This window comes from Bradyrhizobium sp. CB82 (genome assembly GCF_029714405.1).
Classification (GTDB): Bacteria; Pseudomonadota; Alphaproteobacteria; order Rhizobiales; family Xanthobacteraceae; genus Bradyrhizobium.
The window spans coordinates 193,876-219,713 of record NZ_CP121650.1; the positions used below are offsets into that span (position 1 = coordinate 193,876).

At 65.7% G+C, this 25,838-nt stretch carries 26 protein-coding genes; 13 read left to right on the forward strand and 13 right to left on the reverse strand.

Annotated features, from left to right (window positions below; genetic code table 11):
• The first annotated feature begins 39 nt into the window (after window positions 1-39).
• Window positions 40-285, forward strand: coding sequence for a PilZ domain-containing protein (locus tag QA640_RS00875; protein ID WP_283038918.1), 246 nt, complete (start codon window positions 40-42; stop codon window positions 283-285).
• 143 nt (window positions 286-428) lie between these two features.
• Here QA640_RS00875 and QA640_RS00880 read toward each other — a convergent pair whose 3' ends face one another.
• Window positions 429-1,760: an IS1182 family transposase gene (locus tag QA640_RS00880; RefSeq protein ID WP_283038919.1), complete on the reverse strand. Its 1,332-nt coding sequence runs from the start codon at window positions 1,758-1,760 to the stop codon at window positions 429-431.
• Between the two features lie 377 nt (window positions 1,761-2,137).
• On the opposite strand from QA640_RS00880, the gene QA640_RS00885 reads away from it, so the two are divergent.
• Window positions 2,138-2,905 carry a tetratricopeptide repeat protein gene (locus QA640_RS00885; protein ID WP_283038920.1) on the forward strand — a complete coding sequence of 256 codons (768 nt, stop codon included), beginning with the start codon at window positions 2,138-2,140 and terminating at the stop codon, window positions 2,903-2,905.
• A 23-nt stretch (window positions 2,906-2,928) separates the two neighbouring features.
• On the opposite strand, the gene QA640_RS00890 is transcribed toward QA640_RS00885, so the two are convergent.
• From QA640_RS00890 to rsmI, 7 genes are all read right to left on the reverse strand, one after another.
• Window positions 2,929-4,218, reverse strand: coding sequence for an AAA family ATPase (locus tag QA640_RS00890; protein ID WP_283038921.1), 1,290 nt, complete (start codon window positions 4,216-4,218; stop codon window positions 2,929-2,931).
• Between the two features lie 2 nt (window positions 4,219-4,220).
• The gene (locus QA640_RS00895) at window positions 4,221-4,955 is read right to left on the reverse strand and encodes a CpaD family pilus assembly protein (RefSeq protein WP_283038922.1); all 735 of its coding nucleotides are present in this window, start codon (window positions 4,953-4,955) and stop codon (window positions 4,221-4,223) included.
• 35 nt (window positions 4,956-4,990) lie between these two features.
• On the reverse strand, window positions 4,991-6,502 hold the full coding sequence (locus QA640_RS00900) for a type II and III secretion system protein family protein (RefSeq protein ID WP_283038923.1): 1,512 nt from the start codon (window positions 6,500-6,502) through the stop codon (window positions 4,991-4,993).
• Window positions 6,503-6,516: 14 nt separating this feature from the next.
• The gene (gene cpaB / locus QA640_RS00905) at window positions 6,517-7,326 is read right to left on the reverse strand and encodes a Flp pilus assembly protein CpaB (protein ID WP_283038924.1); all 810 of its coding nucleotides are present in this window, start codon (window positions 7,324-7,326) and stop codon (window positions 6,517-6,519) included.
• Between the two features lie 363 nt (window positions 7,327-7,689).
• Window positions 7,690-8,634: a glutathione synthase gene (gshB, locus tag QA640_RS00910; protein WP_283038925.1), complete on the reverse strand. Its 945-nt coding sequence runs from the start codon at window positions 8,632-8,634 to the stop codon at window positions 7,690-7,692.
• 10 nt (window positions 8,635-8,644) lie between these two features.
• Window positions 8,645-9,052: a YraN family protein gene (locus tag QA640_RS00915; RefSeq protein WP_283038926.1), complete on the reverse strand. Its 408-nt coding sequence runs from the start codon at window positions 9,050-9,052 to the stop codon at window positions 8,645-8,647.
• Entirely contained in the window at window positions 9,039-9,992 is a 954-nt protein-coding gene (rsmI, locus tag QA640_RS00920; protein WP_283038927.1) for a 16S rRNA (cytidine(1402)-2'-O)-methyltransferase, read from the reverse strand. The genes QA640_RS00915 and rsmI overlap by 14 nt, the downstream gene beginning before the upstream one ends.
• Window positions 9,993-10,232: 240 nt before the next feature.
• Here rsmI and QA640_RS00925 point away from each other — a divergent pair, with 240 nt between their 5' ends.
• A complete protein-coding gene (locus QA640_RS00925; protein WP_283038928.1) occupies window positions 10,233-11,465 on the forward strand; it encodes a penicillin-binding protein activator in 1,233 nt (410 codons plus the stop codon).
• A 115-nt stretch (window positions 11,466-11,580) separates the two neighbouring features.
• Here the strand turns inward: QA640_RS00925 and hemW are convergent, their stop codons facing one another.
• From hemW to rph, 3 genes are read right to left on the reverse strand one after another with little or no spacing between them, the layout of a single operon-like run.
• On the reverse strand, window positions 11,581-12,738 hold the full coding sequence (gene hemW / locus QA640_RS00930; protein ID WP_283038929.1) for a radical SAM family heme chaperone HemW: 1,158 nt from the start codon (window positions 12,736-12,738) through the stop codon (window positions 11,581-11,583).
• Complete coding sequence (gene rdgB / locus QA640_RS00935; protein WP_283038930.1) at window positions 12,725-13,360, reverse strand: RdgB/HAM1 family non-canonical purine NTP pyrophosphatase; 636 nt, start codon at window positions 13,358-13,360, stop codon at window positions 12,725-12,727. Before rdgB ends, hemW begins: the two co-directional genes overlap by 14 nt.
• A 10-nt stretch (window positions 13,361-13,370) precedes the next feature.
• Complete coding sequence (gene rph / locus QA640_RS00940; RefSeq protein WP_283038931.1) at window positions 13,371-14,084, reverse strand: ribonuclease PH; 714 nt, start codon at window positions 14,082-14,084, stop codon at window positions 13,371-13,373.
• Between the two features lie 159 nt (window positions 14,085-14,243).
• On the opposite strand from rph, the gene hrcA reads away from it, so the two are divergent.
• Window positions 14,244-15,332, forward strand: coding sequence for a heat-inducible transcriptional repressor HrcA (gene hrcA / locus QA640_RS00945; protein WP_283038932.1), 1,089 nt, complete (start codon window positions 14,244-14,246; stop codon window positions 15,330-15,332).
• A 101-nt stretch (window positions 15,333-15,433) separates the two neighbouring features.
• Window positions 15,434-16,048 carry a nucleotide exchange factor GrpE gene (gene grpE / locus QA640_RS00950; protein WP_283038933.1) on the forward strand — a complete coding sequence of 205 codons (615 nt, stop codon included), beginning with the start codon at window positions 15,434-15,436 and terminating at the stop codon, window positions 16,046-16,048.
• 149 nt (window positions 16,049-16,197) lie between these two features.
• Here the strand turns inward: grpE and pncA are convergent, their stop codons facing one another.
• Together pncA and QA640_RS00960 are read right to left on the reverse strand one after the other, a co-directional pair.
• Window positions 16,198-16,920 (reverse strand): bifunctional nicotinamidase/pyrazinamidase, encoded by a 723-nt coding sequence (gene pncA / locus QA640_RS00955; RefSeq protein WP_283038934.1) that lies wholly within the window; start codon window positions 16,918-16,920, stop codon window positions 16,198-16,200.
• An 86-nt stretch (window positions 16,921-17,006) separates the two neighbouring features.
• Window positions 17,007-17,945, reverse strand: a complete 939-nt coding sequence (locus QA640_RS00960) for a hypothetical protein (protein ID WP_283038935.1) — start codon at window positions 17,943-17,945, stop codon at window positions 17,007-17,009.
• Window positions 17,946-18,360: 415 nt separating this feature from the next.
• Between QA640_RS00960 and dnaK the strand changes: the two genes are divergently transcribed.
• The 8 genes from dnaK (at window position 18,361) to QA640_RS01000 (ending at window position 25,744) form a co-directional block, all read left to right on the forward strand.
• On the forward strand, window positions 18,361-20,262 hold the full coding sequence (dnaK, locus tag QA640_RS00965) for a molecular chaperone DnaK (RefSeq protein ID WP_283038936.1): 1,902 nt from the start codon (window positions 18,361-18,363) through the stop codon (window positions 20,260-20,262).
• A 233-nt stretch (window positions 20,263-20,495) separates the two neighbouring features.
• Window positions 20,496-21,629 (forward strand): molecular chaperone DnaJ, encoded by a 1,134-nt coding sequence (gene dnaJ / locus QA640_RS00970; protein ID WP_283038937.1) that lies wholly within the window; start codon window positions 20,496-20,498, stop codon window positions 21,627-21,629.
• A gap of 88 nt (window positions 21,630-21,717) precedes the next feature.
• On the forward strand, window positions 21,718-22,317 hold the full coding sequence (locus tag QA640_RS00975) for an rRNA adenine N-6-methyltransferase family protein (protein WP_283038938.1): 600 nt from the start codon (window positions 21,718-21,720) through the stop codon (window positions 22,315-22,317).
• A gap of 57 nt (window positions 22,318-22,374) precedes the next feature.
• Window positions 22,375-22,953 carry an NAD(P)H-dependent oxidoreductase gene (locus QA640_RS00980; RefSeq protein WP_283038939.1) on the forward strand — a complete coding sequence of 193 codons (579 nt, stop codon included), beginning with the start codon at window positions 22,375-22,377 and terminating at the stop codon, window positions 22,951-22,953.
• A 6-nt stretch (window positions 22,954-22,959) separates the two neighbouring features.
• The gene (gene pyrF / locus QA640_RS00985) at window positions 22,960-23,670 is read left to right on the forward strand and encodes an orotidine-5'-phosphate decarboxylase (protein WP_283038940.1); all 711 of its coding nucleotides are present in this window, start codon (window positions 22,960-22,962) and stop codon (window positions 23,668-23,670) included.
• Between the two features lie 20 nt (window positions 23,671-23,690).
• Window positions 23,691-23,996, forward strand: coding sequence for a DUF1330 domain-containing protein (locus tag QA640_RS00990; RefSeq protein ID WP_283038941.1), 306 nt, complete (start codon window positions 23,691-23,693; stop codon window positions 23,994-23,996).
• Between the two features lie 278 nt (window positions 23,997-24,274).
• On the forward strand, window positions 24,275-25,090 hold the full coding sequence (gene dapB / locus QA640_RS00995; RefSeq protein ID WP_283038942.1) for a 4-hydroxy-tetrahydrodipicolinate reductase: 816 nt from the start codon (window positions 24,275-24,277) through the stop codon (window positions 25,088-25,090).
• Between the two features lie 30 nt (window positions 25,091-25,120).
• Window positions 25,121-25,744: a 2,3-bisphosphoglycerate-dependent phosphoglycerate mutase gene (locus QA640_RS01000; RefSeq protein WP_283038943.1), complete on the forward strand. Its 624-nt coding sequence runs from the start codon at window positions 25,121-25,123 to the stop codon at window positions 25,742-25,744.
• The last annotated feature ends 94 nt before the right edge of the window (window positions 25,745-25,838 follow it).

The window sequence follows — 25,838 nt, forward strand, 5'->3', positions numbered from 1 at the left end:
GCGCGGGATGGGCCGTGATCTAACAAGTGAATAATCGAAATGCTAGCAAATCGCCGGAGAAGCGAACGTCGGGTGTGCAGTCGGCTTGCCAAGATTCATCTTGGCGCGGGGTCGCTGCCGAGGGACTGCACGATCACGGATATTTCCGATGGCGGCGTGAAAGTGGTGGCGGAGTTTCTGGAGGTGCCGCCGCAATTCACCATCATCTTCGCGCCGGACTATTCCCGCCAGTGCCAGCTCCGCTGGCGCATCGGCTGCGAATTCGGCGCCGAATTCATCGACTAGTCTTATTGTGATTCCCCTCATCCTGAGAGCTTGCCAATCTTTCTCGTTTTGCGTGGTCATCGAAGGATGTGGCAGTTCCTCGTCGTGGCAACGCGTGGGCTGGGCGGCTGTGGCGAGGTTGGGGGATGTCGATGAACGCTCCTCTATGCGCTAGCGAGGCGGTTGCCTTGCAGGATGTTGTTGGCGAGGGCGTACCAGAGCACGACGGCGCGGACCTTTTCGAAGCCGCGCACGGTCAATTGGCGCAGGTCCCAGTTGCGCCAGCGGGCATGTATGCACTCGCAAATCGACCGGGGCTTGTATCGGGCCTTGCCCTCTTCGCTCGCCATGCGCGCACGCCAGGCCAACACCCCCGGGCCGTCGCCGCGTCGCGGTAGATGGGGATCGGTGCCGTGCTTGGATTGAGTGGGCGGGCAAAAGATATCGATGCCCTCGGCGTGCGCCCACTCGATGTCCTCGGCACTGCCAAAGCCGCCATCGACGAGATGGTCCTTGGGCAACCCGCCAGGACGCGCGCGCTGCCGCTCCAGCATGGGCCGCATCAGGCCGCGGTCGGACCCGGTGTTGCAGACCTTGATGTCAACGACGATCGGCTGGCCGGCGGCACTCGTCACCTGCACGTTGTAGGCGGGGCGGAAGCCGCCGTCGGCCATCTTCATGACCCGTGCGTCGGCGTCCGTCGTGGAGGCCCGCGGCTCTTTCGGCTTCTTGCCGTTGCCGCGCTTTTCTTCGCGCTCCTTGCGCTGCTGCTTGATTTCGGCGAGCGCCGTCTGCGCCGCTTTGACGCGCACTCTGCGCTCACGCGCGGCGCGCTCCTTGGCGGCCTTCATGCGCTGATTGCTAGCATCCGAACGAGCGTCAACCTCGCGTTTGAGGTCTTCCACCACCGCCTCAGCCAAGGCCAGGTGCCGATCGAGCGTCGCCTCCCGCCGGAACGAAGCGGCCCCGGCGCTGGCCCGGACCCGAACACCGTCCTGCGCCAGCGTTTCCAGATTGACGAGGCCGACCTTCGCCAGCACCGCCAAATGCTCGCAAAGCAGCCGGTCGAGCAGGTCGGCGCAACCGACCCGGAAGTCCGCCAGCGTGTGATGGTTCACCGACACCCCGCCACACAGCCAACGATAGGCGTCATGGCTCTCGCAAAGCCGCTCCAACGCGCGCGCGCTGCCGACGCCCTCGCTGGTGGCATAGAGCCACAGCGCCAGCAAAAGCCGCGGCGATGTCGCGGGGTGACCAGGCCGATCGCCCCGCGCTTTGATCCGGTTCTCCAGCTCACTCAGGTCGAGTTCCTCGACATAGGACCAGATCAGGCGCACCGGATGGTCTTCCCCGATCAGGCTCTCGATATCCACTGCTCGCAACTCGATTTGATCGCGTTGGGGCTCACGAAGTCGCGGCGCTGCGAGCGGCGCCGCACCGGCTTGCGGCTTTGCCTGCTCCGGCAGATCCCCAAACAATTCATCAGCGGCCATCATCCCTCCTGCGAATCCATCACCGCAAGAGAATCACACAGCACCAGCTTTCGGCTATACCGCTTGCGACCAGTCAAAAAGATTCACAGCCTCTGAGGAGCCGCTGAAGGCGGGCGTCTCGAAGGATGGCAGCGGGCGAGAGCCGGGCCTTCATGGTTCCCCCGGCGATGCGAAGCATCGTCCGGAGACGCGCTTCGCGCTCCTCACCATGAGGGTCTTGTGACACAACCAGCGCATGATCCGGAAAAGTGTGCAGCGGTTTTCCCTCGCGACTGCGCGGAGATCATGCGCAAACAATAGGGCGCCGGGCTGCGCCTTAACGGGAATTTAGCGTTAATCGGGAAAGCATCTCCGATCAGTCGCCGACGGTAGATCAGAGTATGTCCCAGCGTTCGTCCCTCGTCTCTTCCCCGGCGCGATGGCTGTTGTCCGCGCTTCTCGCGCTGGGGCTCTGCGGCTGCCAGACCACCGGGCTCGAGGACGTCACCGGCGCGCTCGGCACCAACTCGGAAAAAGCGCGCGAGGCCAAGCCCGATCTCGATGCGCTCCGTGAGCGCTACCGCGCGACCCCAAGCGATCCCGAACTTGCCTTGCAATACGGCAAGGCGCTGCGCGAGAACGGCCAGCGCTCGCAGGCCGTCGCCGTGCTCGAGCAGGCCGTGCTCACCCACTCCGCCAACAAGCCGCTGCTTGCGGCTTATGGCCGTGCGCTCGCCGACAACGGCAATTTCCAGCAGGCCTTCGACGTGCTCAGCCGCGCGCATACGCCGGAGGATCCCGACTGGCACATCCTGTCGGCGCAAGGCGCGGTGCTCGATCAGCTCGGTCGCAACGAGGAGGCGCAGCAATATTACGGCAGCGCCCTGAAGATCGTGCCGGACGAGCCGCAGGTTTTGTCCAATCTCGGTCTGTCCTACGTGCTCCAGAACAATCTGCCCAAGGCGGAGGAGACGCTGCGCCGTGCCCATGAGCGCGCGCCGCAGGACGCGCGCGTGCGGGCCAATCTCGCGCTCGTGGTGGGACTACAAGGCCGCCAGGCCGAGGCCGAGGCTATCGTGAAGGCCGATCTGCCGCCGGACGAGGCGCAGGCCAAGGTCACGGCGCTGCGGCAGCTCCTCACCAGGAAGCAGCAGCGGGCGGAGAAATAGCGCCGCCTGCTTTCGGCGCCGGCTTACGACGCCTTGCGATGCGGTGCGGATGCGCGCTTCGGCTTGCCCTTCAACTTCTTCAGCAGCGGCGCCAGCAGCGACTGCCTCGGCTTCTTGACCTCGCCGCGCCCGGCAAGCCGGTTGGCGAGGTTCTGGAACGTCTCGGCGGTGCGGTGGCTCTTGGAGACCTCCGCGATCATCTGGCCGTTATTGGCAGCCGTCGAGAACAGTTTTGAATCGAAGGGAATGACCGCGACCGGCTGGCTTTCCATGGTCTTGGCGAAGGCCTTGACCTCGATCTCCGCGCGCTTGTGCATGCCGACCTGGTTGAGGCAGTAGAGCGGCGGGCGATCGTTGGGCCGCGCGGCCTTCAGCACGTTCAGCATGTTCTTGGTGTTGCGCAAGTTGGCGAGATCTGGCTCGGCCACGATCACGATGTCGTCGGCGTTGATCAGCGCGCGGCGCGTCCAGCCCGACCATTGATGGGGCACGTCGAGCACGATGCAGGGCGTGGTCATGCGCAGCGTATCGAACACGGCGTCGAAGGCTTCGGCGCCGAAATCATAGACGCGGTCGAGAGTGGCTGGTGCTGCCAGCAGGCTGAGACGCTCGGTGCATTTGGCGAGCAGACGCTCCATCAGCGCGGTGTCCGGGCGCTCCTGCGTCAGCACCGCGTTGGCGATGCCCTGCACCGGATCCTGGTTGTAGTCGAGGCTCGCGGTCCCGAAGGCGAGGTCGAGATCGATCACGACGGAATCGAGCGCCAGATCGCGCGCGATCGTCCAGGCCACATTGTGCGCGACCGTTGATGCGCCGACGCCGCCCTTGGCGCCGACCACCGCGATGACGCGGCCGGTGATGATGGCTTCCGAGGCCGAGAACAGGCTGCAGATCGAGCGCACCACGTCGATGGTCTCGACCGGCCCGATCACGTAGTCGTTGACGCCGCGGCGCACCAGCTCGCGATAGGGCGCTTCGTCGCCGGGACTGCCGATCACGACCACGCGCGTGCCGGGATCGCAGACGCCGGCGAGATCGTCGAGCCCTTCGAGGATGTCGCGCGTGCCGTCGGATTCGATCACGATCACGTTCGGCGTCGGCATCGAGCCATAGGCCTCGACCGCCGCCGCAAGGCCACCCTCCTTGACGGTGAGATGTGCCTTCGTAAGCCGCCGGTCCTGGCCAGCCGCGGTGATCGCGTCATAGGTCTGCTCGGTCTCGCAAAACGCCTGCACGGAGACCCGCGGGACCGGTGCAATGTGTTCGTCGGGGTGCTGCGGATCGTCGGCGTCGTCTTCGTATTGGCCGCTCATGGTCATTTGCCCGTGTCGCTGAGTTTGGCCTTGTCGGCGTCGGGATAGGTCGTCGAGGTCGGCATGCCCTTGCGGTACCGGTCGAACGCGATCGCGCGCCGCGATGTATAGGCAGGCGTTTCGGCGCGCGGCTGCTCGAGATCGGCGGGGTTGTCGATCATCGCCGCGAGATTGCGCTGCGTCGCGCAGCCGAGGTTGAAGTACGGCCTGTTCTCGTTGTAGCCGGGGTCGAAGATCGACGGCCCGGTATCCTCCGGCCACAGTCCGCAGGGACCTGCGACCGCGGCGATCTTCGAGTAGCTCAGGCGGATGGTGGGCAGCAGGCCGGGATCGTCGGGGCGATAGGGGCGCTGCACGATGCCGCGCGCCGGCACGCCGCCGGCCGCCAGCACCGAGCGGATTTCGTGGGAGGTCGCAGCCGCAGCGCGGGCGTTCTTGGTGTCGATGGGCACGTCGACCACGACGGCGCCGGTGCCTTCGTGCACCCAGTCCCGCGCGATGCCCATGACGTCGGCGCGCTGCGCTTCCGACAGGCCGCCGCGGGCCTGGCCGACGAAGATCACGATCGAGCGCTTGGCCTCCTGCACCGCGATCGGGTGGCGCTGGCGATAGTCGGTCGGCACCGTCTGGGTGACGACCTCCTCGGTGGTGTTGCACGCGCCGAGCGCGACGGTGAGCCCTATCAGCGCGACCGCAAGGCGCAGCTTGTTGCGGCTATCGACCGGTAGTTTCGTCATCGCTTCATCCCCCTCGTGTTGAAGCCTGGTTCGTCTCAGTCGATGATGAAGCCGAAATCGCCCTGGTAACCGGTGACGGGATCGATCTGGCGCGCGATGCCGTAGAGACGGTTCATGCGGCCGAGCAGCGCCGATTGCGCATCCGATGGCGGCGCAAATCCGTCATTGGGCCGGGACAGCTCCTTCTGCGCGACCGCCCGCACGACATAGGGCGTCACGATCACCATCAGCTCGGTTTCGTTGTTCACGTAGTCCTGGCTGCGGAACAGCTGGCCGAGGATCGGGATCTGGTCGAAGCCGGGCAGGCCGTTGATCGCCTGCTTGGTCTGCTGCTGGATCAGGCCGGCCATCGCCATCGAGCCGCCTGACGGAATCTCGAGCGAGGTCTCGGCGCGGCGGGTTTGGATCGAGGGAATCGTGACGGAGCTCGTCGCGGTCGAGGAGATCGACTGCGAGACGGTGATCGCGTTGGTGTTCGACAACTCCGAGACCTCGGTCATCACGCGCAGGCTGATGCGGCCCTCGCTCAGCACCACGGGCGTGAAGTTCAGCGAGATGCCGAACTTCTTGTAGGAGATCTGGGTGGTGCAGACATGCGTGACGGGATCGCAGGCATAGCCCCCCGGGATCGGGAATTCGCCGCCTGCGATGAAGGTCGCTGATTCACCCGAGATCGCGGTGAGGTTCGGCTCGGCCAGCGTCTTCACGACGCCTGCGCTTTCCATGGCGCGGATGGTTGCGGCGACCGTGACATTGCCCTTGGCAAGGGCGCCTAGCCCGAGCCCGTTGTTGCTGACCAGCGGCCCGCCACTCACGGTGAAAGGGTTGGAATTGTTGAAGTTCACGACCGCCGTGCCGGCGTTCAGGCTGGCGCTGAGATCGACGCCCATCTGCTTGATGATGTCGCGGCGCATTTCGGCGACGACGACCTTCAGCATCACCTGGTCGCGGCCGCGCACGACGATGTTGTTGACGACCTTGTCGGCGCCTCCGACCAGCTTGGCGGCGACGTCGCCGGCCTGCTGCGCCTCGACCGGGCTCGACACCGAGCCGGTCAGCATGACGCCGTCACCGACGCCTTCGATCTGGACGCCAGGCATCGACTGCCGGAGCGCGGCGCGCACGCCGTTGAGATCGCGTTTCACCGCGATGTCGTAGGATGCGACCTGCTGGCCATCGGCCGAAAAGAACACGACGTTGGTCTGCCCGACCGCGCCGCCGATGATATAGGCGCGCTGTGCGGAGCGGATCACGGCGTTGGCGATCTTGGGATCGGCGACCAGCACGTCCTTCACCTCGCGCGGCAGGTCGATCACCACCGACTTGCCGACGCCGAGCGCGAGGAAGCGTGTCCTGGCCGGCGCGATCGTTGCGACCGGCGATACGCCGAGATCGGGTGCCTGCACCGGGGTCTGGTCGCCGACCGGCGCGTCCGCCGCGGTCGCCGGTGCTGCGGCGAGGCCGAGCAGCAGCATGATCCCCACCCCCAGAGAACGCGCGCCATTCCCCCGAATGCGCATCGCGTTCCGATTTCCCCCACTCTTCATTCCGGGTATCCCCATCACTTCTGTGACGATGTGCTTGAAACGCCGTAACGAACGACGTTCACGCTGGCTCCGCGCTTCACGGGCTGTTCGTCGTCGGATTTCTCGGCAACCTTGGCGTCGACGATGCTGCGCAGCGCCAGCGTCAGTTGGCCGGTCTGCCGCGAGCGGGCCAGCGTCTCGGCCTGCTCGGGCTTCAATTCGAGCGTCACCGTCTTGCCGACGACGCTGTTCTGTCCGTCCTTTTCCTTCGGTGCCTGGTCGATCGCCAGCACGCGGATGTTCGACAGGATGGTTTCGGTGGACACGACGTCGCCGCCGCCGCCGTTATTGTTGGCGCCCGCGTTCTTGTCGCGCCGGGTGAGAAGCACGTCGACGCGATCGTTCGGCAGGATGAAGCCGCCTGCGCCGGTCTCGGCGGAGATTTCGGTCGAGATCGCCCGCATGCCCGTGGGCAGGATCGCGGCCATGAAGCCCGAGCCGTCTGCCTTCACCAGCTTCTGCTCGCGGATCGGCTCGCCCTGCATCAGCGGTGTGCGCGCGATCGAGCCGGCAATCTGGGTTACGGCGTCGGGGCGGCCTTCACGACGGATGAAGCTGCCGCTCGCGGCGGACGCCGGCCAGGTCTGCCATTGCAGGTCTTCCTGCTTGACGGTCTGGCCGAGGCCAATGTCGGCTCTTGCGACGAGAACCTCGACGGTGGGCAGCTGCGCGGCCACGGGTGTTGTCGCCGGTGCCGGCGTGTTCTCATAGCCGCTCGCAAGATACGCGGCGACGCCGCCGGCGCCGAGCGCGATGACGAGAACGACAATGCGTGCGGTATTCATACGCCCTACTCTTCGGGGACACTCGAACCGCACGTGGCGGGTTCCCCCGTCGTCGATGAGTAGGCAGTAAAAGTATAAGGGGTGTTGCGAGGCCGAATGTGATCGCCGGTCACGTAGCGAGTCTTGGCCGCATGGTGAACGCGGCGTTATTCGGAATGCGATAACTACGTAGATTTACGCAAAGCTCGGACGTTTGCGCGCGTGTCGCGAGGCGTCATGGTGAACGGGTGGTTTAGTCGAGTGCATGGCCCCGCTTGGGGTGCGCCATGCTCCACAGATGTGTAGCTCGGATGAAACCAGGCGCAATCCGGGGCCGTCCAGCACGCTGCAATCGCGGATTTCGCTTCGCTCCATCCGGCAATGCTACTTGCTTCGCTTCTTCTCGATCACGTCCCAGATCTTCGCCGCGATGTCCGGACCGCCAAGCCGTGCAATGGCGCGGATGCCGGTGGGCGAGGTGACGTTGATCTCGGTGAGCCGGTCGTTGATCACGTCGAGGCCGACGAACAGGAGGCCGCGCTCGCGCAGCGCAGGTCCGACTGTTTCACAAATCTCGCGTTCGCGCGGGGTGAGGTCGGTTGCTTGCGCCGCGCCGCCGCGCACCATGTTGGAGCGGAGATCGTCGGGAGCCGGGACGCGGTTGACGGCGCCGGCGAACTCGCCGTTGACCAGGATGATGCGCTTGTCACCGTGCTTGACCTCGGGGATGAACTGCTGGATCACCCACGGCTCCCTGAAGGTCACCGAGAACATGTCGTAGAGCGAGCCAAAATTCATGTCCTGCGGCATCACGCGAAACACCGCGGCGCCGCCATGGCCGTGCAGGGGCTTCATGACGACGGCGCCGTGCTGCTCGCGGAAGGCGTTGATCTCGTCGAGGTCGCGCGAGATCAGCGTCGGCGGCATCAGCTGCGGAAAGTTCATCACGAACAGCTTTTCCGGCGCGTTGCGCACGCTCACGGGGTCGTTGACGACGAGCGTCTTGGGGTGGATGCATTCCAGGAAATGCGTCGAGGTGATGTAGGCGAGATCGAACGGCGGATCCTGGCGCAGCAGCACCACGTCAAAGCCGTTCAGCGCCTCGCGCCTGGGCTCCCCGAGGGTGAAGTGATTGCCGGGCTCGTCGCGTACGGTGAGGAGCTGCACCGGAGCGACCAGCTCGTCGCCGAGCTGCGACAGCTTATCGGGCGTATAGTAGGACAGCCCGTGGCCGCGCTTCTGCGCCTCCAGAAGCAGAGCAAAAGTGGAATCGCCGCGGATGTTGATGCGGGCGATGGGATCCATCTGGACGGCGACGTTCAGTTTCATGGGTTGCCTTTCAGGTCGAGGCGTCGAATGCCGCCATCACATGGCGTGGGAGAGACCGCGGCGCAATCAGCATGGCGTCGAATCGCAATTCAAATTCGGCATGCTCGGGATGCGTCGCAAGCCAGCCCTGCGCGGCATCGATGATGCGCTGCTGCTGGCGCGGTGTCACGGCGAAGGCGGCCCCATCGAGGCTGGCACGGGCCTTGACCTCGACAAAGGCAATCAGATTGCGCCGGCGGGCCACGATGTCGATCTCGCCATGCGGCGTGCGGAAGCGTCGCGCCAGAATGCGATAGCCCTTGGCGATCAGGAAGGCCGCAGCGCGGCTTTCCGCAGAAATGCCGGTCTGGAACGCGGCGACACGTTCGGGCGAGGGCGCCTTCGGTTCCGCCGGCCCGGCGCCGTCAGTTTTCGCCATCGCCACCCCGCAAATCCTTGGCGAGCTCGAGCGCGCGGGCATAGACCTCGCGTCGCGGCCTCCCCGAGAGCTCGACCGCATGCGCGACCGCGTCCTTGACGCTGCCGTTCGCGAGCTGTTCGCGCAGCAGATCGTCGAGCGCATCCGGCGTCATCTCTTGCGCATCGGCTGCCGGCGGGCCGATCACCAGCACGAATTCGCCGCGGGTCTCCAGCGTATCGGCCTGGCGCGCGAGCTCGCTGAGCTGCGCGCGCGAAATCTCCTCGTGCAGCTTCGTCAGCTCGCGGCAGATCGCGGCTTCGCGATTCCCCATGACCTCGGCGAGATCGGCCAGCGTCTCCTGCACGCGATTGCCGGAGTCGAACAGCACCAGGGTCGCATCGATCCGGGCGAGCTCGGTCAGGCGCTTGCGGCGTGCGGTTGATTTGGCCGGCAAAAAGCCTTCGAAGAAAAAGCGGTCGGTCGGCAGTGCCGAAACCGACAGCGCCGCCAGCACCGACGAAGGACCTGGCAGCGCATGCACCGCGTAACCTGCGGCAGAGACCTCGCGCACCAGCTTGAAGCCGGGGTCGGAAATCAGCGGCGTACCGGCATCGGAGACCAGCGCGATCGAGCCGCCCTGCGCCAGCGCCGCCAGGATCTTTGGCCGCGCCGCCTCCGCATTGTGCTCGTGATAGGGTTTGAGCTGCGCCGCGATGCCGTAGCGCTCGGTCAACCGCCGCGTGATCCGGGTGTCCTCGCAGGCAATGATGTCGACGCCGGCGAGCGTCTCGAGCGCCCGCAAGGTGATGTCGCCGAGATTGCCGATGGGGGTGGCGACGAGGTAGAGGCCCGGCGCCGCCTTGCTGGCTGAAAAGTGATGGGCACCAACGGCAAAACCGTGCGCGGCGGGTTCCGCCGCACCTTCAGGCGTATTTATCGGGGCGGCTTTTGCGCGCATAATGGATACTTAAAGGGAGAGACGTGCTTGCGCCATATTCGCGGCGAAAAGCCCGCGTTGGTGCAGCCCGGCAAAATCGGCGGACAGCTTGCCATTGTGGAGGGGCGGCCGCGTTAAGCGGTTATTATCCTTTTGTTTTGGTTAACTATTTGCCGACAATATGCTGCAATCCGCGTCCTCCCTTGCGGAGGTGAAGTCTTGACCGGGCCTGGAATGGGCTGGTCGCTACGAAGAGCTGCCATGCCGGGTCCGCGTTACCCCAAGTCTCCCATCTCCGCTTCCCCTTCGTCGGGGGCGACCCGGCGCAGCGCGCTTGGGCTCTTGCTCGGCACGCCCTTGCTCTCGGCGTGCGCCGGCGTGCAGCAGAGTCTGAGCCAATTCTCCAATCCATTCAGCTCATCCGCCCCCCAGCCGGGGCCCGCCGGGCCGCCGCAGCAGGCTACCACCGCCGGCACCGGCGGGGTGAAGGTCGGCCTGATCCTGCCGCTGTCGGCCGCCGGCAATGCCGGGCTCGCCGCGCAGTCGATGCGCAACGCCGCCGAGATGGCGCTCGCCGAATTCCAGAACCCGAACGTCCAGCTCCTGATCAAGGACGACAACGGCACGCCGCAAGGCGCGCAAGGCGGCGCGCAGCAGGCGGTCGACGAAGGCGCGGAGATCATCCTGGGGCCGCTGTTCGCGCAGTCGGTGCCGGCGGTTGCGCAGGTCGCGCGCACGCGCGGCATCCCGGTGATGGCGTTCTCGACCGATGCCAGCATCGCTGGCCGCGGCGTCTTCCTGTTGAGTTTCCTGCCCGAGTCGGACGTCAACCGCATCGTCGAATATTCCGCCAGCATCGGGAAGCGCTCCTTCGCGGCGCTACTACCGGAGAACGCTTACGGCAATGTGGTGGAGGCGGCCTTCAAGGCGGCCGTGCCGCGGCGGGGCGGACGCGTCGTTGCGTTCGAGAAATTCGGGGGCGATCGCGCTACGCCGGCTCGCACAGTGGCGCAGGCGCTCGGCAGTGCGGATGCGCTGTTCATCGCCGATGACGGCGATTCCGTCGTCGCGGTGGCCGATGCGCTCACCGCGGCGGGCGCGAACCTGCGTAACATCCAGCTGCTCGGCACCGGGCTGTGGGACAATCCGCGCGTCTATGCGAGCCAGGCGCTGCAAGGCGGTCTCTACGCCGCGCCGGACCCGGCGGGTTTCCGCGCCTTCTCCGGTCGCTACCGCACGAAATATGGCGCTGAGCCGGTGCGCACGGCGACGCTCGCCTATGATGCAGTGGCGCTCGTCGCAGCGCTCGCGCGCACCCAAGGCACCACGCGCTTCTCCCAGGACGTTCTCACCAACCCATCCGGTTTTGCCGGCATCGACGGTCTGTTCCGCTTCCGCGCCGACGGCACCAATGAGCGCGGCCTTGCGGTCATGAAGGTGACGACCGGCGGCGGCGTCGCCGTCGCGGGCTCGCCGAAGAGTTTTGGGGCATAGCGTATTTATAGGGCCGTAGGGTAGGCAAAGGCGCGAATGCGCCGTGCCCACCATCTTTCTCAAGATTGCTGCAAGCGGTGGGCACGCTTCGCTTTGCCAACCCTACGGCACTCCGCTACGCTGCCAGATCCGCCACCACCGCATCGAGCACCGGAAATCCGCTGCTGGTCACGCGCAGGCGGCCGGTTGTGTCAACGGTGATGGCACCTTCCTCGCGCAACAGCGCGATGCGGCGCGGATCGAGCGGGCGGCCGGCGAGCGCGGCGTAGCGCTTGGGGTCGATGCCTTCGGCGAGGCGCAATCCCATCAGCAAGAACTCGTCGGCGCGCTCTTCGCTGTTCAGGAGTTCGTCGGTGACGACGCCGTCGCCGTTGGTCTCGACGCGCATCAGCCAGGCTTCCGGGCGCTTCTCGGTGGCGGTCGCGTGCCTGATGCCGTCGATGTCGAGGCGGCCATGGGCGCCGGGGCCGATGCCGGCATATTCCTCGCCGCGCCAGTAGACCAGATTGTGCCGGCACTCGGCGCCGCGGCGTGCGTGGTTGGAAATCTCGTAGGCGGGCAGGCCGAGCTTGTCGCAGGTCTCCTGCGTGACGTCATAGAGCGCGCGCGCGACCGCCTCGTCAGGCGTCTTCAATTTGCCGGCCTGGTGCAGGCCGAAGAACGGCGTGCCTTCCTCGATGGTGAGCTGGTAGAGCGACAAATGCTCGGCGGCTTCCTCGATGGCGTGGCGGAGCTCACCCTCCCACATCGCCGGCGTCTGGTCCGGGCGCGCGTAGATCAGGTCGAACGAGTAGCGGTCGAACGAGCGGCGCGCGATGGCAACCGCATCGAGCGCCTCGCGTGCACTGTGCAGGCGGCCCAGCATCTTCAGCGAGACATCGTCCAGCGCCTGCACGCCGAGCGAGACGCGGTTGACGCCGGCTGTGCGATAGCCGGCAAAGCGGGTCGCCTCGACGCTGGTGGGATTGGCTTCCAGCGTGACTTCGACGTCGCTTGCGACGCGCCAGTGCTTGCCGATCGCCTCCAGCACGGCGCCGACGGTTGCGGGCTGCATCAGGGACGGCGTGCCGCCGCCGAGGAAGATGGAGGTGACTTCGCGGCCGGGCGCGCGCTCGGCCGTGGTCTCGATCTCGCGGCCGAAGGCGCGGGCAAAGCGTGCCTCGTCGATCGCGGCGTGGCGGACATGGCTGTTGAAGTCGCAATAAGGACACTTCGACAGGCAGAACGGCCAGTGCACGTAGACGCCGAAGGCTTCCTTTTCAGCGCGGCTCAAGGCAGATCTCCGCAAGTTTCACGAAGGCGCGGGCGCGGTGCGACAGGCCAAGGCCCAACGGTGGCAGGCCGTGCTTCTCGATGCTTTCCATCTCGCCAAAGGTGCGCGTGTGGCCGTCGGGCAAGAACATCGGGTCGTAGCCGAAGCCCGCCGTGCCGCGCGGCGGCCAGACCAGCGTACCGTCGACGCGCGCCTCGACCTCCTCGAGATGGTGGTCGGGCCAGGCGACGCAAAGCGCGGAGACGAAATGCGCTTTGCGCTTGTCGGGCGCGGTGGCGCCGCGCTCCTGCAACAAGCGCTCGATCTGCGCCATCGCCGCGGCAAAGTCCTTTTTGGGGCCCGCCCAGCGCGCGCTGTAAATTCCGGGCGCGCCGTCGAGCGCATCGACCACGATGCCGGAATCATCGGCGAAGGCCGGAAGCCCCATAACCTTCGCAGCGGCGATCGCCTTGATCGCGGCATTGTTGCGAAAATCTTTGCCGGTCTCCTCCGGCTCGGGCAGGCCAAGCTCGCCGGCCGAGACCGCCTCGACGCCGTGTGGCGCGAGCAGCTCCCGCATCTCGGCAAGCTTGCCGGGATTATGGGTCGCGATGATCAGCTTGCCTGTGATTCGCCGGTGCATGGCTTATTGACTACGCCACCGCCATTTTCTGCAAGTCCACGAGACGCGCGACACCCTTGCGCGCCAGCGCCATCAACGACAGGAACTCGTCTTGCGTGAACGGCTCGCGTTCCGCGGTGCCCTGCACCTCGATGATGCGGCCATCGCCGGTCATGACGAAGTTTGCGTCGGTCTCGGCTTCGGAATCCTCGGCGTAGTCGAGATCCAGCACCGGCGTGCCCTGATAGATGCCGCAGGAGATTGCGGCGACGTTATCGCGCATCACGTTGGCCTTGATCATGTTGCGCGTCTTCATCCAGTTGATGCAGTCGGCCAGCGCGACCCAGGCACCGGTGATCGAGGCCGTGCGCGTACCGCCGTCGGCCTGGAGCACGTCGCAATCGACCGTGATCTGGCGTTCGCCGAGCGCTTCGAGATCGACGATGGCGCGAAGCGAGCGGCCGATCAGGCGCTGGATCTCGACGGTGCGGCCGCTCTGCTTGCCGGCGGAAGCCTCGCGGCGCGTCCGTTCCGAGGTCGCGCGCGGCAGCATGCCGTATTCGGCGGTGACCCAGCCGCGGCCCTGGCCCTTCAGCCAGGGCGGCAGGCGGTCTTCCAGCGTCGCGGTGACCAGCACATGGGTGTCGCCGAATTTTACCAGGCAGGAGCCTTCCGCATATTTGACCACGCCGCGCTCCAGCGTCACGGGGCGCAATTCGTCGGGCGCACGGCGGCTTGGCCGCATGGGAAATCCTCCAAAACTCGCAGGGAAAAGGCTGTTCGCGGTGCTTGTAGGAGCGGGAAGGGGGCCCGGCAAGGGCTTTTCCCCGCTCCGGCCAAAGACGCGCTTGTCAGGGGCCTTCCGGATGGACAAATTATGTGCATCTGAGAGGAGTTACCGTCTGTGGCCCATCACGATCCGATTCATCTGATCGCGCCGCGCGCGGGCCTCGCCCAGCTCAACGAGCGTTCTCGCGACATCTTTCGTCAAATCGTCGAAAGTTATCTGGCGACCGGCGAGCCGGTCGGCTCGCGCAATATTTCCCGCCTGATCGCGCTGCCGCTGTCGCCGGCCTCGGTGCGCAACGTCATGGCCGATCTGGAACAGCTCGGCCTGATCTACGCCCCGCATACCTCCGCCGGCCGGCTGCCGACGGAACTCGGCTTGCGCTTCTTTGTCGACGCCCTGATGCAGGTCGGCGAGCTCAACGAGGCCGAGCGGCAATCGATCCAGAGCCAGCTCACCACTGTCGGCCACGCGCAATCGGTCGAGGCGGTCCTCGAGGAGGCGCTGACGCGGCTGTCGGGCCTCACCCGCGCCGCGGCCGTGGTGTTGACGCCGAAGTCCAATGCGCGGCTGAAACATATCGAATTCGTCCGCCTGGAACCCGAGCGGGCGCTGGTGATCCTGGTCGGCGAGGATGGCCAGGTCGAAAACCGCGTGCTGACGCTGCCGCCCGGGGTTCCCTCCTCGGCGCTCACCGAGGCTTCCAACTTCCTCAATGCCCGTATCCGGGGCCGCACCCTGGCCGAGGCTCGGCTCGAGCTGGAAACCGCACTGGGCCAGGCACGCGCCGAGCTCGACCAGCTCACCCAGAAGGTCATTTCGGCGGGCATCGCGAGCTGGTCCGGCGGCGAGAGCGAGGACCGCCAGCTCATCGTGCGCGGCCACGCCAATCTGCTGGAAGACCTGCATGCGCTGGAGGATCTCGAGCGGGTGCGGTTGTTGTTCGACGATCTCGAGACCAAGCGCGGCGTGATCGACCTGCTCGGGCGTGCCGAGACCGCGGAGGGCGTGCGTATCTTCATCGGCTCGGAGAACAAGCTGTTCTCGCTGTCGGGTTCCTCGACGATCATCTCGCCCTATCGGGATGCCGCCGGTCACATCGTCGGCGTTTTGGGCGTGATCGGGCCGACGCGGCTGAATTATGCCCGCGTGATCCCGACCGTAGACTATGCCGCCCGCATCGTCAGCCGCCTCCTGGGTGGCTGACACCCGTTTTCGCCTGATCACGGGCGCTTGATTTTCGCGCTGCGAAGCACGATATCCCGGTCGAGAAAAAATCCCTTGAGACCAGTTCGAGAAGGCAGCCGATGACCGATCAAGACCGGCAACCCGAAGACACGACCGCGCCGACCGGCGAGCCCGTTGTGTCGAAGCCGTATGTGATGCCCGACGATCCGGAGCCCGGTTCGGTCGAGACCTTGCAGAAGGAAGCCGCCGAAGCGCGCGACCGGATGCTGCGGACGCTGGCCGAGATGGAGAATTTGCGCAAGCGCACCACCAAGGAGGTCGCCGACGCCAGGCTCTACGGGATCACCGGTTTTGCGCGCGACGTGCTCGATATCGCCGACAACCTCCAGCGTGCGCTCGATGCGGTGCCGGCCGAGGCGCGTGCCAATGCCGATCCCGGCCTGACCGCGCTGATCGAGGGCGTGGAACTCACCGAGCGCTCGCTGCTCAACGCGCTGGAGAAGCACGGCGTGAAGAAGTTCGATCCGCAGGGCCAGAAGTTCGATCCGAACTTCCAGCAGGCGATGTTCGAGGTGCCCGATCCGTCGGTGCCGTCGGGCACCGTGGTGCAGGTCGTGCAGGCCGGCTACACCATCGGCGAGCGCGTGCTGCGCCCGGCTCTCGTCGGGGTCGCCAAGGGCGGCGCCAAGGCGGCAGCCGCCGCCAACACCAACGAGCCGAACAACGCGGCGTAAGCCGCGCCTCGCCACGCGCACGACACGAGACCCCCATTCTGAGGAGCCGCGTTAGCGGCGTCTCGAAGGATGGAGGCCCCGCTGCTGCATCTCGGCCTTCATGGTTCGAGACGGCGCTTCGCGCCTTCTCACCATGAGGGTCAGGTAGCTTACGCCGTCACCGCGATATCGCCCGATTGGATCCGCTTCACGCCGGCCTTCGCCATGTCGGCCCAGGCCTTTGCCAGCGAGCCCTGGGTGTCGATGCCGCGGCAGGCGTCTTCCACCACATAGACCTCGAAGCCCGTCTTGCGCGCGTCGAGCGCAGTCCAGGCTACGCAGAAATCGGTGGCGAGCCCTGCGACGAACACGCGCTTGATCTTGCGCGACTTCAGGTAAGCGGCGAGCCCCGTGGTGGTCTTGCCGTCGGCTTCCATGAAAGCCGAGTAGCTGTCGACGTCCTTGTGAAAACCCTTGCGGATGATGAGCGCGGCCTGCGGGATCGACAGGTCCTTCGAGAGCGCGGCGCCGTCGGTGCCCTGCACGCAATGATCGGGCCACAGCACCTGCTTGCCGTACGGCAGGTCGATGGTCTCGAACGGCTTCTTGCCGGAATGGACTGACGCAAACGACACGTGCCCCGGCGTGTGCCAGTCCTGCGTCATCACGACATTGGCGAACGATTTTGCGATCTTGTTGATCACCGGCACCACCTGCTCGCCTTCCTTCACGGCGAGGCTGCCGCCGGGCAGGAAGCAGTTCTGCACGTCGATCACGAGCAGTGCGGAGGCATCGTCGGGTTTAATCGCCGACGCTGCCCAGAGCTTGCTTGAAACGAGGCTCGCGAGAGCAACAGTGGAAACGCCCGCGAGTACTTTGCGCCGATCCAGCATCGTACGTCCCTCCAGGAATGAACCAGGGAGGCAAGCGTAGTTCCATTTGTGTACAAACAAAAGCCCGAAAATACGGCCGGCTTTGGTCAGCTCTTGGGCTGGATGCCGTCGCGCACCGCGCGGAAGCGGGTGAACGCCTCCGACCACTGATCGCGCGGGGCGCTGGCGATGATGCGCAGCGACGTACCCCCACCGAAGCGGATCCACTGCACCACCGTGACCGCTGTCTTGTCCTTGCCGCTGACGCCGTCGAGGCGGGTTTCGATCGCCGGCTGGCCGTTGACGCGGATCGGCTCGGACATGGTGATTCTGGACTCGCGCATGCCCGGGATCTGCATCGCGGCCTCCTGCGCGAAGCGGGCGCGGTCTTCCGCCTGCTGCGGCGTTGCGCCGATGAGGCCGATGATCATGTACGGCTTTGGCTCGAAGCCGGTGGCCTCGTCGCCGTCGGCCAGCACGATGCTGGCGCCCGGCGACAGCGTACGGACGTTCTTGAAGGCGGCGAGATCGGTGATCCTGAACGGCATCTGCGCGAGCTGCTCGTCGACCGGCACCTCCTTGCGCGTGACGGCGGTGGCGAACATCTGACGCACCGCGTCGTCCGAATAGATCCTGGTGACGTTCTCAGGCACCTGCACGGCGACATAGCCGGAGAAGCCGGTGCCCGGCACGATCATCGAATAGCGCTTCACCGTCGCCGTGCCGGCCTTGCCGGTCTCGGCGGTGTAATAGGCAAGTCCCGCCGGCGTATCGAGCTTCTCCGGCTTGATGCCGCCGGGGCCGCCGGGATTGGCCTTGAAGGCGTTGGCAACCTCGCCATAGGCGTCGGGCGGCAGCTCGGTGACCAGCACCTTCACGCCTCCGTCGTCGCTCTCGAAGCCCGGAAAGGTCCTGGCCTGGGAGAGGCCGATCAACGGCACCATGCCGACGCGCAGGCCCGGCGGGAAGATGGCATCGGCCGCGAGGGCCGGAAGGGCGGAGGCAATGAGGAGGGCGAGCGCGGCAAGGGGGCGTATCAATTTCATGGTTAGTCTACTTGGTCCACATTGAGGCCGTTCGATGGTCGGCCGTCGGGCCTCTTTGTCGTGCGGGGCGCGGGCCCTGGCGGAGCTGTCCGGCCGCCCGGAGTCTTGTCGCCCGGACTTTTAACGGGTTTGGCTGCGCCGTAACAGGGTGGGGCACGATCGGGCATGGCCCCGGGGCTTGAGGACTGAACCCGTTAATAAACCCTCACTGTGAGCGCGCCGGAGAGGCCGATATGCCATTCCAAAACCCAATGTTTTCGCGGCTGAAACTTGCGTTCGGTCCTTGCGGGCAGGTCCCCCCCTCCTATATGAGGCTCAACCGTCGCAATATCGCGGATGTTTGATCTTAGGGGGTTTTGGATCGGGTGCCTTCTGGGCCCAACCAACCTGCCGCAAAAAGAAGGATATCAGGACCATGGGAAAGGTCATTGGGATCGACCTCGGCACCACGAACTCGTGCGTCGCCGTAATGGATGGCAAGAACGCCAAAGTTATCGAGAATTCCGAGGGCATGCGCACGACGCCTTCGATCGTCGCCGTCACGGACGACGGTGAGCGCCTCGTCGGACAGCCTGCCAAGCGCCAGGCCGTCACCAATCCCGAGCGCACCTTCTTCGCAGTGAAGCGCCTCATCGGCCGCCGCTACGACGACCCGATGGTCGAGAAGGACAAGAAGCTCGTTCCGTACAAGATCATGAAGGCTTCCAACGGCGACGCCTGGGTCGAGGCCGACGGCCAGACCTACTCGCCCTCGCAGGTCTCGGCGTTCATCTTGCAGAAGATGAAGGAGACCGCGGAAGCTCATCTCGGCCAGAAGGTCGACCAAGCCGTCATCACCGTTCCTGCCTACTTCAACGACGCCCAGCGCCAGGCGACGAAAGACGCCGGCAAGATCGCGGGCCTCGAAGTGCTGCGCATCATCAACGAGCCGACCGCGGCCGCGCTCGCCTATGGCCTCGACAAGACCAAGGCCGGCACGATTGCGGTGTACGACCTCGGCGGCGGCACGTTCGATATTTCGATTCTCGAGATCGGCGACGGCGTGTTCGAGGTGAAGTCGACCAACGGCGACACCTTCCTCGGCGGCGAGGATTTCGACATGCGCCTCGTCGGCTACCTCGCCGACGAGTTCCAGAAGGAGCAGGGCATCAACCTGCGCAACGACAAGCTCGCTTTGCAGCGCCTGAAGGAAGCTGCTGAAAAGGCCAAGATCGAGCTGTCCTCGACGACGCAGACCGAGATCAACCTGCCGTTCATCACGGCGGACCAGACCGGGCCGAAGCACCTGACCATGAAGCTCACCCGCGCCAAGTTCGAGGCGCTGGTCGACGACCTCGTGCAGAAGACCATCGAGCCCTGCCGCAAGGCGTTGAAGGATGCCGGCGTCACCGCCGGTGAGATCGGCGAAGTGGTGCTGGTCGGCGGCATGACCCGCATGCCGAAGGTCCAGGAAGTCGTGAAGCAGCTGTTCGGCAAGGAGCCGCACAAGGGCGTCAATCCCGACGAAGTCGTCGCGATCGGCGCTGCGATCCAGGCCGGCGTGCTCCAGGGCGACGTCAAGGACGTGCTGCTGCTCGACGTCACCCCGCTGTCGCTGGGCATCGAGACGCTGGGCGGCGTGTTCACCCGCATCATCGACCGCAACACCACGATCCCGACCAAGAAGAGCCAGGTGTTCTCGACCGCCGAAGACAACCAGAACGCGGTCACCATCCGTGTCTTCCAGGGCGAGCGTGAGATGGCCGCCGACAACAAGATGCTCGGCCAGTTCGACCTGATGGGCATTCCGCCGGCCCCGCGCGGCATGCCGCAGATCGAGGTGACCTTCGACATCGACGCCAACGGCATCGTCAACGTCTCGGCCAAGGACAAGGCGACCGGCAAGGAGCAGCAGATCCGCATCCAGGCCTCCGGCGGCCTGTCGGAAGCCGACATCGAGAAGATGGTCAAGGACGCCGAGGCCAATGCCGCGGCCGACAAGCAGCGCCGCGAGGCGGTCGACGCCAAGAACCATGCGGACGCGCTGGTGCATTCCACCGAGAAGGCGCTGGCCGAGCACGGCTCGAAGGTCGCCGAGACCGAGCGCCGCGCCATCGAGGATGCCGTCAGCGACCTCAAGGAAGCGCTGAAGGGCGACGATGCCGAGGCGATCAAGGCCAAGACCAACACGCTGGCCCAGGCTTCGATGAAGCTTGGCGAAGCCATGTACAAGCAGCAGGCCGAGGCCGACGCCAAGAAGGATGCTGCCAAGGACGACGTGGTCGACGCGGAGTTCACCGAAGTCGACGACGACAAGACCAACAAGAAGTCCGCCTAAGCCCTTAGAGGGTCATGATGCGGACGGCTTGCACCCACGCTGCGATCGCCTCCCCCCACAAGGGGGAGGCCGTCGTGCCGGGTCAGACGGGGCGCCTCCCCGTTACGATAGATCAACTCCCAGCCGCTATTTTGCATGCAGCCATGCAGCCCATTGTCGTGAGGCGAGGGGGTGCTCATATCGTCGCGTGGCGACGCTGTTTTGTCCCGGCCTAAACTGCGACCGAGCTCACAATGTCCACCAAGCGCTGTTATTACGAGACCCTCGAAGTCGACCGCGACGCCGACGAGTCGGTGCTGAAATCGTCCTTCCGCAAGCTGGCGATGAAATTCCACCCCGACCGCAATCCCGGGGACGACAGCAGCGAAGTTCGCTTCAAGGAGATCAACGAGGCCTACGAGGTCCTCAAGGACAAGGACAAGCGCGCAGCCTACGACCGTTATGGCCACGCGGCCTTCGAGCAGGGCGGCGGCTTCGGCAGCGGCGGCGCCGGTTTCGGCGCGGGCTTCGCCTCCTCTTTCTCCGACATTTTCGAGGACCTGTTCGGCATGGCCGGACAGCGCGGCCGCGGCGGCCGCGAGCGCGGGGCGGACCTGCGCTACAACATGGAGATCACGCTCGAGGAAGCCTTTGCCGGCAAGACCGCGCAGATCGAGATCCCGGTCTCCGTCACCTGCGAATCCTGCTCGGGCACCGGCGCCAAGGCCGGCACCAAGCCGAAGACCTGCTCGACCTGCGCCGGCGCCGGCCGCGTGCGGCAGTCGCAGGGCTTCTTCACGCTTGAGCGCACCTGCCCGGGCTGCCAGGGCCGCGGTCAGATGATCGAGGACGCCTGCCCGTCCTGCGCAGGACAGGGCCGCGTCACGCGCGAGCGGACACTGTCGGTCAATATTCCCCAGGGCGTCGAGGACGGCACGCGGATCAGGCTCGCCGGCGAAGGCGAGGCGGGGGTGCGCGGCGGTCCGTCCGGCGACCTCTACATTTTCCTGTCGCTGTCCCAGCACCAGTTCTTCCAGCGCGACGGCGCCGATCTGCATTGCCGCGTGCCGATCTCGATGGTCACGGCGGCCCTTGGCGGCGAGTTCGAGGTGCCGACCATCGACAAGGGCAAGTCCAAGGTGAAGATTCCGGCCGGAACCCAGTCCGGTCGCCGATTCCGCATTGCATCAAAGGGCATGCCGGTGCTGCGCTCGCGCCAGATGGGCGACATGTACGTCCAGGTCGCGGTCGAGACGCCGCAAAATCTCACCAAGAAGCAGCAGGAATTGCTGGCCGAGTTCGAAAAGCTCTCGTCCGGTGCGACCCAGCCGGAATCCGCGGGCTTCTTCGCCAAGGTCAAGGATTTCTTCGGTAATCGGGCGAATTGACTCGGCTTGACCGTATCGCCCGCGGCCTATACGTCTTTATGACCATTTTCTGACACGCCGCGGTCCCGCGGTCCCGTCCGGTCCAGACATGCCCATGCAATCGTCCGTGCGCGCGTTGAAGAAGCCCCGTCTCGACGACGAGGTCCGTTTTCTCCGGTCATGGATCGAAAAGCCGCTGCACATGGGTGCGGTGATGCCGTCGGGCCGGCTGCTCGCCCGCACCATGGCGCAATATGTCGATGTCGATTCGGATGCACCGGTGGTCGAGCTCGGGCCCGGCACCGGCGCCATCACCTCCGCGCTGATCGAGCGCGGCATCGACCAGAAGCGCCTCGTCCTGGTCGAATACAATCCCGGCTTCTGCGCGCTGCTGCGCGACCGCTATCCGCAAGCCAAGGTGGTGCAGGGCGACGCCTACCGCTTGCGCGACACGCTCTGGCACGTGCTGGGTGCGCCCGCGTCCGCCGTGGTCTCCGGCCTGCCGCTGGTCACAAAGCCGATGTTCACGCGCCTGAGGCTCATTCGCGACGCCTTCACGGCGCTCGCGCCCGGCGCGCCCTTCGTGCAGTTCACCTATTCGGTGGTGCCGCCGATCCCGAAATCGCTGCCCGGCGTGTCCACAGAGGCCTCGGAACGGATCTGGATGAACCTTCCGCCGGCCCGCGTCTGGGTGTATCGCAAGGACTAATTCCGCCGGCTTTCGTCTTCGCGCGGCGGATGCCTTTCGCCGAACGCGTTTTTCTGGATGCCCGCACCCAAGATCCTGGTCATTCCCGGCTCGCTGCGCACCGGCTCGCACAATGCGAAGCTGGCGGCGGTCGCCGCTTTCGAATTCGCGCAGGCCGGCGTCGACGTCGCCCGCGTCTCGCTCGCCGACTTCCCGCTGCCGATCTATGACGAAGACCTGTATGTGAAGTCCGGTGTGCCGAAGCACGCGGTCAACCTGAAGCGCATGATCGGCGCGCATCAGGGCGTGCTGATCGTGACGCCCGAATACAACGCCTCCGTGCCGCCGCTCCTGAAGAACGCGATCGACTGGGTCAGCCGCGTGCAGGATCCGCATGAAGCGCGCGGCGAGGTGTTTCGGGGTCGCGCCTTCGCGATCGCCGGCGCCTCGCAGAGCCGTCTCGGCGGCGCGCGTGCGCTTTCTGCGCTGCGGCTGATCCTGACCTCCTGCCACGCCAATGTGATAGCCAGCCAGCTCGCGCTCGCCTTTGCCGACCAAGCCTATGACGATATGGACAGGCTGAAGAACGAGGGCGATATCGCCGCGTTGAAGGACTTGGTGCGGCAACTGATCGACATTTCCCAACGCATGATGTGAGGTGACATGACGCAAGCCGAAATCGCCGCGAAAGACCGCCTGATCGTCCCGCTCGACCTGCCGAGCCCGGAGGCCGCGGAGGCGATGGTCGCAAGGCTCGGCGATAGCGTCACGTTCTACAAGATCGGCTATCAGCTCGCCTATGCCGGGGGCCTCCCGCTGATCGGAAAGCTCGCCGATCAGGGCAAGAAGGTGTTTGCCGATCTCAAGATGCACGACATCAGCAACACCGTGATGCGCGGCGTGGAAAGCGTCGCCAAATCGGGCGCGACCTTCCTCACCGTGCATGCCTATCCGCAGACCATGAAGGCAGCCGTTGAAGGTCGCGGCAAATCGGGCTTGAAGATTCTCGCGGTCACCGTGCTGACCTCGTACAATGATGACGATCTGCATGCGGCCGGCTACCGCCTCGGCGTCTCCGAACTCGTCGAAGCGCGCGCGCAGCAGGCGCAGGTGCTCGGCATCGACGGCCTCGTCTGCTCGCCGGAGGAAGCCGGCGCCCTGCGCAAGATCGTCGGCCACCAGATGAACCTCGTCACGCCCGGCATCCGGCCGGCCGGGGCGGCCGCCGGCGACCAGAAGCGCATCATGACGCCGGGACGCGCGATTGCCGCGGGCGCGGACTATCTGGTGGTCGGACGCCCGATCGTCGAAGCCGCGGATCCCAAGGCGACGGCCGAGGCCATCCAGGCCGAGATCGCGCGGGCGCTCACCTGAACATCACAAGGAGAAGAAGAATGGCAGCAAAAGGCTACTGGATCGGCCGCGTCGACGTTCACAATGACGAGGGCTACAAGCCCTATGCGGCCGCCAATCTCGCGATTTTCAAGAAGTTCGGCGGACGCTACGTGGTTCGCGGCGGCAAGCTCACCAGCGTCGAAGGCCATAGCCGCGCCCGCAACGTCGTGATCGAATTCCCGAGCTACGAGGCCGCGCTCGCCTGCTACAACTCGCCAGAATACCAGGCCAACATCAAGGTGCGCCAGCCGCACTCGATCGCCGACCTCATCGTCATCGAGGGCTACGACGGCCCGCAGCCGTAGGACGGCTGAGCCGCGATCTCATCTTACCCTCCCCTGGAGGGGGAGGGTCGCTGAGCATGTCGCGAAGCGAGATGCGCAGCGGGGTGGGGTGATCTCTCCACTCGGGCGCTGTTGGTCGCGGAGGGACCGTCACCCCATCCCGTCACGCAATCTCGCTTTGCTCGATCGCGTGCCGACCCTCCCCCCTCCAGGGGAGGGTAAGAGCGTCCCGCAGCTGATGCCCCTCGGTTGCCGGAACAGCATCCCCCCGCTACAACGGGCCCCGAGAGGATCACATCATGTCCGACATGCGCTTGATTGTTGCTGGAGCTGGCGGCCGGATGGGCCGGGCGCTGACGCGTGCGATTTCCGAGACCGAAGGCGCGGTGCTGGCCGGCGCGTTGGAGGCGCCGGGCTCGGAACTGCTCGGCAAGGACGCCGGTGTGCTCGCAGGTCTCCCGGCCAACGGCGTGATGCTTTCGGCCGATCTCTGGGCCATGACGGCGGAGGCTGACGGCATTCTCGATTTCACCGCGCCGGCCGCGACCATCGCCAACGTGGCGATCGCCGCGCAGCGCGGGCTCGTTCACGTCATCGGCACGACCGGCCTCTCGGCGTCGGATGACGCGGTGATCAAGAGCGTCACCAACCGCGCCGTTGTCGTCAAATCCGGCAATATGAGTCTCGGCGTCAATCTGCTCACCGCGCTGGTCAAGCGCGTGGCGCAGTCGCTGGGCGACACGTTCGATATCGAGATCGTCGAAACCCATCACCGTGCCAAGGTCGATGCGCCCTCGGGCACGGCGCTGATGTTGGGTGAAGCCGCAGCCAGCGGCCGCGGCATTTCGCTCAGGGATCATTCGGCCCGCGGCCGCGACGGCGTCACGGGCGCGCGTCGAACCGGTGACATCGGCTTTGCCTCGCTGCGCGGCGGCACCGCGGCCGGCGATCACAGCGTCAGCTTCCTCGGGCCGTTCGAGCGCCTGACACTGTCGCACCACGCCGAGGATCGCATGCTGTTCGCTCATGGCGCGCTGAAGGCCGCGCTGTGGGCCCATGGCAAGAAGCCGGGCCTCTACTCGATGGCCGATGTGCTCGGTCTCGCCGATATCTGAACAATCGAACGCAACGAACGGAAAGCAGGAATGAGCGAACGTCTTCTCGTGCTCGTGCGCCACGGCCAGAGCGAATGGAATCTGAAGAACCTGTTCACGGGATGGAAGGATCCCGATCTCACTGAACAGGGCGTGGCGGAAGCCAAGGAAGCCGGCCGCAAGCTGAAGGCGAAGGGCCTCGTCTTCGACGTCGCCTTCACCTCGGTGCTGACGCGCGCCCAGCACACGCTCGATCTCATTCTCACCGAGCTCGGCCAGACCGGGCTGCCCACATCGAAGGACCTCGCGCTGAACGAGCGCGACTATGGTGATCTCTCCGGCCTCAACAAGGACGACGCCCGCAAGAAATGGGGCGAGGACCAGGTCCACGTCTGGCGCCGCTCGTTTGACGTGGCGCCGCCCGGCGGCGAAAGCCTGAAGGACACGCTCGCACGCGCACTGCCCTATTACGTGCAGGAGATCCTGCCGGGCGTGCTCAACGGCAAGCGTACGCTGGTCGCCGCCCACGGCAACTCGCTGCGCGCGCTGATCATGGTGCTGGAGAAGCTCTCGCCCGAAGGCATCCTGAAGCGCGAGCTCGCCACCGGCGTGCCGATCATCTACCAGCTCAATGCGGATTCGACCGTGGCGTCGAAGCTGGATCTGGCGGGGTAGGCCTCGCCACAAACGCAGAGCCGTAGGGTGGGTTAGCGCAGCGTAACCCACCACTTCTGCCACCGCAGAAACCAAAGAGGTGGGTTACGCTAGC

What these genes read in the sequence shown, in the direction of transcription:
- gshB (WP_283038925.1), bottom strand. Translation starts at nt 8,634, where the DNA reads ATGAAACTGAACGTCGCCGTCCAGATGGATCCCATCGCCCGCATCAAC.
- rph (WP_283038931.1), bottom strand. Translation starts at nt 14,084, where the DNA reads ATGCGGCCAAGCCGCCGTGCGCCCGACGAATTGCGCCCCGTGACGCTG.
- QA640_RS01000 (WP_283038943.1), top strand. Translation starts at nt 25,121, where the DNA reads ATGAGCGAACGTCTTCTCGTGCTCGTGCGCCACGGCCAGAGCGAATGG.
- dnaK (WP_283038936.1), top strand. Translation starts at nt 18,361, where the DNA reads ATGGGAAAGGTCATTGGGATCGACCTCGGCACCACGAACTCGTGCGTC.
- QA640_RS00960 (WP_283038935.1), bottom strand. Translation starts at nt 17,945, where the DNA reads ATGAAATTGATACGCCCCCTTGCCGCGCTCGCCCTCCTCATTGCCTCC.
- QA640_RS00880 (WP_283038919.1), bottom strand. Translation starts at nt 1,760, where the DNA reads ATGATGGCCGCTGATGAATTGTTTGGGGATCTGCCGGAGCAGGCAAAG.
- QA640_RS00895 (WP_283038922.1), bottom strand. Translation starts at nt 4,955, where the DNA reads ATGACGAAACTACCGGTCGATAGCCGCAACAAGCTGCGCCTTGCGGTC.
- QA640_RS00900 (WP_283038923.1), bottom strand. Translation starts at nt 6,502, where the DNA reads ATGAAGAGTGGGGGAAATCGGAACGCGATGCGCATTCGGGGGAATGGC.
- QA640_RS00925 (WP_283038928.1), top strand. Translation starts at nt 10,233, where the DNA reads ATGCCGGGTCCGCGTTACCCCAAGTCTCCCATCTCCGCTTCCCCTTCG.
- dnaJ (WP_283038937.1), top strand. Translation starts at nt 20,496, where the DNA reads ATGTCCACCAAGCGCTGTTATTACGAGACCCTCGAAGTCGACCGCGAC.
- rsmI (WP_283038927.1), bottom strand. Translation starts at nt 9,992, where the DNA reads ATGCGCGCAAAAGCCGCCCCGATAAATACGCCTGAAGGTGCGGCGGAA.
- pncA (WP_283038934.1), bottom strand. Translation starts at nt 16,920, where the DNA reads ATGCTGGATCGGCGCAAAGTACTCGCGGGCGTTTCCACTGTTGCTCTC.
- QA640_RS00915 (WP_283038926.1), bottom strand. Translation starts at nt 9,052, where the DNA reads ATGGCGAAAACTGACGGCGCCGGGCCGGCGGAACCGAAGGCGCCCTCG.
- QA640_RS00975 (WP_283038938.1), top strand. Translation starts at nt 21,718, where the DNA reads ATGCCCATGCAATCGTCCGTGCGCGCGTTGAAGAAGCCCCGTCTCGAC.
- QA640_RS00980 (WP_283038939.1), top strand. Translation starts at nt 22,375, where the DNA reads ATGCCCGCACCCAAGATCCTGGTCATTCCCGGCTCGCTGCGCACCGGC.
- grpE (WP_283038933.1), top strand. Translation starts at nt 15,434, where the DNA reads ATGACCGATCAAGACCGGCAACCCGAAGACACGACCGCGCCGACCGGC.
- pyrF (WP_283038940.1), top strand. Translation starts at nt 22,960, where the DNA reads ATGACGCAAGCCGAAATCGCCGCGAAAGACCGCCTGATCGTCCCGCTC.
- QA640_RS00890 (WP_283038921.1), bottom strand. Translation starts at nt 4,218, where the DNA reads ATGAGCGGCCAATACGAAGACGACGCCGACGATCCGCAGCACCCCGAC.
- QA640_RS00885 (WP_283038920.1), top strand. Translation starts at nt 2,138, where the DNA reads ATGTCCCAGCGTTCGTCCCTCGTCTCTTCCCCGGCGCGATGGCTGTTG.
- QA640_RS00990 (WP_283038941.1), top strand. Translation starts at nt 23,691, where the DNA reads ATGGCAGCAAAAGGCTACTGGATCGGCCGCGTCGACGTTCACAATGAC.
- rdgB (WP_283038930.1), bottom strand. Translation starts at nt 13,360, where the DNA reads ATGCACCGGCGAATCACAGGCAAGCTGATCATCGCGACCCATAATCCC.
- QA640_RS00875 (WP_283038918.1), top strand. Translation starts at nt 40, where the DNA reads ATGCTAGCAAATCGCCGGAGAAGCGAACGTCGGGTGTGCAGTCGGCTT.
- cpaB (WP_283038924.1), bottom strand. Translation starts at nt 7,326, where the DNA reads ATGAATACCGCACGCATTGTCGTTCTCGTCATCGCGCTCGGCGCCGGC.
- dapB (WP_283038942.1), top strand. Translation starts at nt 24,275, where the DNA reads ATGTCCGACATGCGCTTGATTGTTGCTGGAGCTGGCGGCCGGATGGGC.